This window comes from Pseudomonas sp. SDO55104_S430, from assembly GCF_054070595.1.
On record NZ_JBSVXG010000032.1, the window covers coordinates 32,977 to 41,329 of the forward strand.

At 61.8% G+C, this 8,353-nt stretch carries 7 protein-coding genes; 4 read left to right on the top strand and 3 right to left on the bottom strand.

Going from position 1 to position 8,353, the window contains the following annotated elements:
- The first annotated feature begins 65 nt into the window (after positions 1–65).
- From hisG to hisC, 3 genes are all read left to right on the top strand, one after another.
- On the top strand, positions 66–701 hold the full coding sequence (hisG, locus tag ACW9JE_RS08820; RefSeq protein WP_110966372.1) for an ATP phosphoribosyltransferase: 636 nt from the start codon (positions 66–68) through the stop codon (positions 699–701).
- 125 nt (positions 702–826) lie between these two features.
- Positions 827–2,164, top strand: a complete 1,338-nt coding sequence (hisD, locus tag ACW9JE_RS08825) for a histidinol dehydrogenase (RefSeq protein ID WP_224538407.1) — start codon at positions 827–829, stop codon at positions 2,162–2,164.
- A 2-nt stretch (positions 2,165–2,166) separates the two neighbouring features.
- Complete coding sequence (hisC, locus tag ACW9JE_RS08830) at positions 2,167–3,219, top strand: histidinol-phosphate transaminase (protein ID WP_457432528.1); 1,053 nt, start codon at positions 2,167–2,169, stop codon at positions 3,217–3,219.
- 116 nt (positions 3,220–3,335) lie between these two features.
- Here the strand turns inward: hisC and ACW9JE_RS08835 are convergent, their stop codons facing one another.
- The 3 genes from ACW9JE_RS08835 to algW all read right to left on the bottom strand — a co-directional run bounded on the left by ACW9JE_RS08835 (position 3,336) and on the right by algW (position 7,420).
- Entirely contained in the window at positions 3,336–4,055 is a 720-nt protein-coding gene (locus tag ACW9JE_RS08835; protein ID WP_457432529.1) for a DUF4198 domain-containing protein, read from the bottom strand.
- 11 nt (positions 4,056–4,066) lie between these two features.
- A complete protein-coding gene (locus ACW9JE_RS08840) occupies positions 4,067–6,172 on the bottom strand; it encodes a TonB-dependent siderophore receptor (protein ID WP_457432530.1) in 2,106 nt (701 codons plus the stop codon).
- 87 nt (positions 6,173–6,259) lie between these two features.
- Positions 6,260–7,420: a Do family serine endopeptidase AlgW gene (gene algW / locus ACW9JE_RS08845; RefSeq protein WP_457432531.1), complete on the bottom strand. Its 1,161-nt coding sequence runs from the start codon at positions 7,418–7,420 to the stop codon at positions 6,260–6,262.
- Between the two features lie 103 nt (positions 7,421–7,523).
- Between algW and ACW9JE_RS08850 the strand changes: the two genes are divergently transcribed.
- On the top strand, positions 7,524–8,282 hold the full coding sequence (locus tag ACW9JE_RS08850) for a Nif3-like dinuclear metal center hexameric protein (RefSeq protein ID WP_224538417.1): 759 nt from the start codon (positions 7,524–7,526) through the stop codon (positions 8,280–8,282).
- Positions 8,283–8,353 lie beyond the last annotated feature (71 nt).

Here is an 8,353-nt window from a genome sequence, read left to right on the forward strand (position 1 = left end):
CTCGATGTATGTCCGGCGCCGTTTGCGACCGTACATGAGTACCTTGATAAGGACTGACGTTTCCCATGTTGACCATCGCACTGTCCAAGGGCCGCATCCTTGACGACACCCTGCCGCTTCTGGCTGAAGCGGGCATCGTGCCGACCGAGAATCCGGACAAGAGCCGCAAGCTGATCATCCCCACGACCCAGGAAGATGTACGCCTGTTGATCGTGCGTGCCACCGACGTGCCGACCTATGTCGAGCATGGCGCCGCCGACCTGGGTGTCGCCGGTAAAGACGTGCTGATGGAATTTGGTGGCCAGGGCCTCTACGAGCCGCTGGATCTGCAGATCGCCAAGTGCAAGCTGATGACCGCCGGCAAGGTCGGCGCAGTCGAGCCCAAGGGCCGCCTGCGCATCGCCACCAAGTTCGTCAACGTTGCCAAGCGCTACTACGCCGAACAGGGCCGTCAGGTCGATATCATCAAACTGTACGGTTCGATGGAGCTGGCGCCGCTGATCGGCCTGGCCGACAAGATCATCGATGTGGTCGACACCGGTAACACGCTGCGGGCCAACGGCCTGGAGCCACAGGACTTCATCGCCGCCATCAGCTCCCGGCTGATCGTCAACAAGGCTTCGATGAAAATGCAACACGCCCGTATCCAGGCGTTGATCGACACCCTGCGCAAGGCAGTGGAGTCTCGACACCGCGGCTGATTCACTCGCGCGGCTCTGAGCCGCGCCGTCTATCCGCCTCATAGCCAGAATTCTCAGGTGCCCAAGCGGATCGGATGTTAGCTTCGGGCGCCTGAGTTTTTTGCCAATCCTATGAGGCTCTCGCTATGACCGCACTGACTGCAATTCGCCGACTCAACGCTGCTGACCCGGATTTCGCGCATCATCTGGATCATCTGCTGAGCTGGGAAAGTGTGTCTGACGACTCGGTCAATCAGCGAGTGCTGGACATCATCAAGAACGTGCGCGAGCGCGGCGATGCGGCGCTGGTGGATTACACCCGTCAGTTCGACGGGCTGGACGCCGCGTCCATGGCCGACCTGATCCTGCCGCGCGAGCGCCTGGAACTGGCCCTGACCCGAATCACCGTGACCCAGCGCGAAGCCCTGGAAAAAGCCGCGGCCCGCGTGCGCAGCTACCACGAAAAGCAGAAACAGGACTCCTGGAGCTACACCGAAGCCGACGGCACGGTGCTGGGCCAGAAAGTCACTCCACTGGATCGCGCCGGCCTGTATGTGCCGGGCGGCAAGGCTTCGTATCCTTCGTCGGTACTGATGAACGCGATTCCGGCCAAGGTGGCTGGCGTGACCGAAGTGGTCATGGTGGTGCCGACCCCGCGTGGCGAAGTCAATGAACTGGTGCTGGCCGCTGCCTGCATCGCCGGCGTCGACCGCGTGTTCACCATCGGCGGCGCCCAGGCGGTAGCTGCCCTGGCCTATGGCACTGAAAGCGTTCCGCAGGTCGACAAGGTGGTCGGTCCGGGCAACATCTATGTCGCCACGGCCAAGCGCCACGTGTTTGGTCAGGTCGGCATCGACATGATCGCCGGTCCTTCGGAGATCCTCGTGGTGTGCGACGGCCAGACCGATCCGGACTGGATCGCCATGGACCTGTTCTCCCAGGCCGAGCACGACGAAGACGCCCAGGCGATCCTGGTCAGCCCCGATGCCGAGTTTCTCGACAAGGTGGCCGCCAGCATCGCCAAGCTGCTGCCGACCATGGACCGCGCCACCATCATCGAAACCTCGATCAACGGCCGTGGTGCGCTGATTCAGGTGCGTGACATGGAGCAAGCCATGGAAGTGGCCAACCGCATCGCGCCGGAGCACCTGGAGTTGTCGGTCGCCGACCCGCAAGCCTGGTTGCCGAAGATCCGCCACGCCGGCGCGATCTTCATGGGCCGTCACACCTCCGAAGCCCTGGGCGACTACTGCGCCGGTCCCAACCACGTGTTGCCGACTTCCGGCACCGCGCGCTTCTCGTCGCCGCTGGGTGTGTACGACTTCCAAAAGCGCTCGTCGATCATCTTCTGCTCCGAAGCCGGTGCCTCCGAGCTGGGCAAGACCGCCTCGGTGCTGGCTCGTGGCGAATCGCTGAGCGCCCACGCACGCAGCGCCGAATACCGCATTCTCGATAAAGACTTCGTACCAGGGCAGGGGAACTGAACATGAGTAAATTCTGGAGCCCGTTCGTCAAGAACCTGGTGCCTTACGTGCCGGGCGAGCAGCCGAAACTGGCCAAGCTGGTGAAGCTCAACACCAACGAAAACCCTTACGGTCCATCGCCGAAAGCCTTGGCCGCGATGCAGACCGAGCTCAACGACAACCTGCGCCTGTACCCGGACCCGAACAGCGATCTGTTGAAAAACGCGGTCGCCAACTACTACGGCGTGAAGAGCAATCAGGTGTTCCTCGGCAACGGTTCCGATGAGGTGCTGGCGCATGTCTTCCACGGCTTGCTGCAGCACGACAAACCGCTGCTGTTCCCGGATATCAGCTACAGCTTCTATCCGGTTTACGCCGGCTTGTATGGCATCCATTTCGATGCAGTGCCTCTGGATGAACAGTTCCAGATCAACCCTGCGGACTACGCCAAGCCGAACGGCGGGATCATCTTCCCCAACCCGAACGCCCCGACCGGCTGCCTGCTGGCGCTGGAAGCGATCGAGCAGATTCTCAAGGCCAGCCCGGATTCGGTGGTCGTGGTGGACGAGGCCTACATCGACTTCGGCGGCGAAACCGCGATCAGCCTTGTGGACCGTTATCCGAACGTGCTGGTGACCCAGACCCTGTCCAAATCCCGCTCCCTCGCCGGCCTGCGGGTTGGTTTGGCGGTGGGGCATCCGGACCTGATCGAGGCGCTGGAGCGGATCAAGAACAGCTTCAACTCCTACCCGCTCGATCGCATGGCGAACGTCGGTGCGGCGGCTGCATTTGAAGATCGCGAGTACTTCGACAAGACCTGCCGTCTGGTCATCGAAAGCCGCGAATGGGTGACCGCTCAGTTGCAAGCCAAGGGCTTCGAAGTACTGCCGTCGGCGGCCAACTTCATCTTCGCCCGTCACCCGCAGCACGATGCGGCAGGGCTGGCGGCGAAGCTGCGTGAGCAGGGCGTGATTGTCCGTCACTTCAAACAGGAGCGGATTGCGCAGTTCCTGCGGATTTCGATTGGTACGCCGGAGCAGAATCAGGCGTTGATCGAGGGGCTCGGCGACCTCTAAAACACCGCTGAACCTGTAGGAGCGAGGCTCGCCCGCGAACAACGATGACTCGGTGTAACAGGTACACTGCGTTATCGTTCTTCGCGGGCAAGCCACGCTCCTACAGGGGGTGTGGGTTATTCGTGATGCGGCTCGCCCAGGAACGTCAGCGAACTGAACAACCCGCGACTGCTGATATCCGCACTGTCCTTCACCGGCACTTCCACCTGTGCCGCAATCACATTCAAACCCTCATTACGTACCAGTACTTGCGCACGGCCGTCCTTGTCGGTTTCAGTGGTCAAGGTGTTGGGCGCGCTGCGGTAATCGCCGATCAACTTCACACCCGCCGCCGGTTTGCCATCCAGCAGCACCCGAACCGACAATGACTGGCCGGGGCCGACCAGCAGTGGGTCGGTTTCGGGCAGGATCAGCAATTTGATCTGATCCAGTTTCGGCAACTTCGCCCCCGGCTGATAAATCGCCAGGCTGTACTTGAAGGTCTGGGTCGACTCGATCGCCCCCGGTACTTTGCTGCGTCCTTCGTTGATCCACTTCTTGTCCGCAGTCTGCGACCACATGCCGTTGTCCAGCGCCACCGCCATCACGGCCGGTGGTTTCAGTGGTTGCAGGCGGGCGTGATCGACCAGGCGCTGTACCGTTACCGGAATCATTTTCCCGTTTTTGTCATAGGCCCAGGCGCCACTGATCTTGCGGGCCTTGAAGGCATTGTCTTCGGCGCCATGGCCGTAAATCACTTCGATGTTGCCGCGGCGTTCTTCTGTCCACAGGCCGTGGGCCGAGACTTCAGTGGCGAACAGCAAGCCGAGCAGGGCCAGGGGTTTGAGAGCGTGCATGGGGCGTCCTTTTACAGAGTGAGTGTCAGGCTGACGGTGAAATTGCGCGGCTCGCCGGGGTTGACCCAGTAGTTGCTGTACGAGCGCTCGAAATACTTCTCGTCGAAAACGTTGTTCAGGTTCAGGCCGACCTTGAGGTTGTCCGTGGCCTGGTAATGCGCGAGCAGGTCAACGGTGTGATAGGCCGGCAATTCGAAGTCGCCGCCGGCTTCGCCCGAGCGATCGCCGACGTAGGTGAACGCCGCTCCGACATCCGAGCCGCGCAAGCGCCCGTCCTGAAATTCGTAAACCCCCAGCAGGCTGCCGCTGCGCTTGGCCACGCCGAGAATCCGGCTGCCCGTGGGAATCACCGAGTCACCCTGGGTGACCTCGGCGTCGATGTAGGCGAACGCGCCGATCACCCTCAGCGCGTCGCTGACTTGCCCGGCGATTTGCAGGTCGAAGCCGCGGCTGCGCGCCTTACCCATGGCACGGCTGGTGTCGGTGGCCGGATCGAGTGCAAGGACGTTTTCCTTTTCGATGTGAAAGGCCGCGAGGGTGCTGCTCAAGCGCTCGTCGAACAGCTCGCTCTTGATGCCGATTTCATAGCCGACGCCTTCTTCCGGGTCGAAGGATTTGCCGGCGGCGTCCAGGTCGTTGTTCGGTCTGAACGAGGTGGAGGCGTTGGCGAACAGGCCGACTTCGGGCGTCAGTTGATAGAGCAGGCCGGCGCGCTGGGTGAGGGCGTCGTGACGCTGATGGCTGCTGGCGCCACGGGTGTGATCGTCGATGCGCTGCTCGAACTGTTCGATGCGCGCACCGAGCATGCCCCGCAGTTTGTCGGTGAAGATGATCTGGTCCTGCAGGTTCAGCGCGCGGCTTTCGACGTGTTCGAAAAAGTCTGTTCCGGAGCGCGCGCCGTCGGGTTTCGGCTGGCCGTAGACTGGCTGATAAATGTCGATGGCGTAGGGGACGCCGGCAATGGTCGTGACCCGTTCGTCTTTGCGGTAGTTTTCATACTCGCTGCCGATCAGCAGTTCGTGCTGCCAACTGCCAAGGTCGAAAAAGCCGCGCAATTCGAGCTGGGTAATGCTGTCGTGCCAGTTGTTGTCGCGCTCGCGATAGCGCCGGTTGACGGTGTGGCCATCGGCATTCAGCGCGCGCTGTTCGGAGGCGAATCCCCAGAGCCGGCCTTCCTTGTAGTGACTGGCCAGGCGCAATTGCCAAAGGTCGTTGAGCTGGTGTTCGACGGCGGCCTGAAGTTGATTGTTGTGGTTGTCGATGTCGCCGTCATCGGGTTCGCCGAGGAAGGTCGAACGGGAGACGCCGCTCCATTTGTTGTTCGGAGCAACGATGCCGCGATCGAAGGTCGAGCTGTGCCGGACGAATTCGCTCTGCACCAGCAGGCGGGTATCGGGATTGAGCTGCCAGCTGAACGAAGGCGCGACGAACACCCGCTGACTGTCGACGTGATCGCGGAAGCTGTGATTGTCCTCCACGGCCAGATTCACCCGGGACAGGACATCGCCGTGCTCATCCAGCGGCGTGTTGACGTCCACTGCCGTGCGATAGCGATCCCAACTGCCGGCGCTGGTTTGCAAGGTGGTGAAGGCTTCGGGTTGAGGCGTTTTAGTGACGATGTTCACGGTGCCGCCCGGATCGCCTCGGCCGTATAGGCTGGCGGCGGGGCCCTTGAGCACTTCGATGCGTTCGATGTTGGCCACGTCCGGCGTGCTCGGGTAGCCGCGATTGGCGCTGAAGCCGTCCTTGTAGAACTCCGAGGTGGTGAAGCCGCGCACGCTGTATTCGTAAAGGGTCAGGCCACCGAAGTTGTTCTGCTTGGATACGCCACCGGCGAAATCCAGCGCGCGCTCGACGCTGGTGCTGCCCAGGTCGTTGAGCACGCTGACGGGAACCACACTGATCGATTGCGGGATGTCGCGAATGGCGGTGTCGGTCTTGGTCGCAGTCGAAGAGCGGGTGGCGCGATAGCCATCGACGGGACCGGTAGGGGACTGATAGTCGGACGTGACGCTGATGGCGTCCAGTTCCAGGGGGCGGGGTTCTTCGGCGAAGGCCGGATTTCCCAGCAGGCCGAAGGCGAAACCGGCGAGGGAGGCCTTTGTTCGAGACGACATGTTATGTTGTTCCAATTTCAAGAATTGAAACAATATAACATGTCTAATGAGAATGTCTTCCAATAGCCCGAGATTCTCGGGCCAGGCTTACTCTTCTTCTTTTTCCTTCACTGGCGCAGGCGGTGGACGCAGGCCGATTTCAGCCGTGAGCTTGAGCTCCTTGCCGTTGCGCATCACCTGGATCGTGACCTTGTCGGTCGGTTTGATCCGCGCGACCTGGTTCATCGAACGACGGCCATCGCCGGCCGGTTCGCCGTCGATAGTGAGGATCACGTCACCCAATTGCAGGCCCGCCTTCTGCGCAGGACCATCGCGGAAAATCCCCGCGACCACGATGCCCGGACGCCCCGACAGACCGAAGGACTCCGCGAGTTCCTGGCTCAGAGGCTGCACCTCGATGCCGAGCCAGCCACGAATCACCTGGCCGTGCTCGATGATCGACTTCATTACTTCCATGGCCAGCTTGACCGGGATTGCGAAGCCGATGCCCTGAGAACCACCGGACTTGGAGAAGATCGCCGTGTTGATACCGGTCAGGTTGCCGAGGGCGTCCACCAGCGCACCGCCGGAGTTACCGGGGTTGATCGCCGCGTCGGTCTGAATGAAGTCTTCGTAGTTGTTCAGGCCCAGCTGGTTGCGGCCGGTGGCGCTGATGATGCCCATGGTTACGGTCTGGCCGACGCCGAACGGGTTGCCGATGGCCAGCGCGACGTCGCCGATGCGGATGCTATCGGAGCGGCCGACGGTGATCGCCGGAAGGTTCTTCAGGTCGATCTTCAACACCGCGAGGTCGGTTTCCGGGTCGCTGCCGATCACCCGGGCCAGGGTTTCACGTCCGTCCTTGAGCGCCACCACGATCTGGTCGGCACCGCTGGTCACGTGGTTGTTGGTCAGGATGTAGCCTTCCGGGCTCATGATCACGCCCGAACCCAGGCTCGATTCCATGCGTTTCTGCTTGGGCGAGTTGTCGCCGAAGAAGCGGCGGAACTGCGGATCTTCGAACAGTGGATGGCTGGGCTTGTTGATGACTTTGGTGGTGTACAGGTTCACCACGGACGGCGCGGCAGTGGTCACCGCGTCCGCATAGGACACCGGGCCTTCCTGCATGCTGGTGGTTTGCGGGGCTTGCTGCAGGTTGACGTCGAGGCTTGGAAGCCCGACCCACTGCGGGTAACGCTGGATGATTAACAGAGCGACAAGCACGCCGGCCAACAGCGGCCAGCCGGAAAAACGCAGCGCCTTGAGCATTAAACACGTCCTGAGAGAGTTGCAGGCGGTAAGAGACCGCTCATAATGTCGCGCATTATACGAGGCCGCGCGCGCCTCTGAACGGGATATTTAGGAGTCTTTTATGGCCGTCGCCCTGAGCACACTCGTCGAAGAAGCCGACCGTTACCTCAACGCTGCAAGGATCGCCGATTACTGCCCCAACGGCCTGCAGGTCGAGGGCCGGCCGCAGGTGATGCGCATCGTCAGCGGCGTCACCGCCAGCCAGGCGTTGCTCGATGCCGCGGTGGAAGCCAATGCCGATCTGGTGCTGGTACACCATGGTTATTTCTGGAAGGGCGAGAACCCGTGCATCACCGGCATGAAGCAGCGCCGGTTGAAGACTTTGCTCAAGCACGACATCAGCTTGCTGGCCTATCACCTGCCGCTGGATCTGCACCCGGAGGTCGGCAACAACGTGCAGCTGGCGCGGCAGCTCGACATCACCGTCGAGGGACCATTGGATCCTGAAAACCTCAAGGTCGTCGGACTGGTGGGATCGCTCAACGAGCCGGCCACGCCCCGGGATTTCGCCCGCCGTGTGCAGGAAGTCATGGGCCGTGAGCCTCTGGTCATCGAAGGCAGTTCGATGATCCGTCGCGTCGGCTGGTGCACCGGTGGCGGCCAGGGCTACATCGATCAGGCGGTCCTGGCCGGTGTCGATCTGTACCTGAGCGGCGAAGCGTCGGAGCAGACGTTCCACAGCGCCCGGGAAAACGACATCAGCTTCATCGCCGCCGGTCACCACGCCACCGAGCGCTATGGCGTCCAGGCGCTGGGCGATTACCTGGCGCGACGCTTTGCCCTCGAGCACATCTTCATCGATTGCCCGAACCCGATCTGACGCTTCCCCACCTGTAGGAGCGAGGCTTGCCCGCGAAGAACGATCACCGGTTGCATCAGGCACACCGCGTT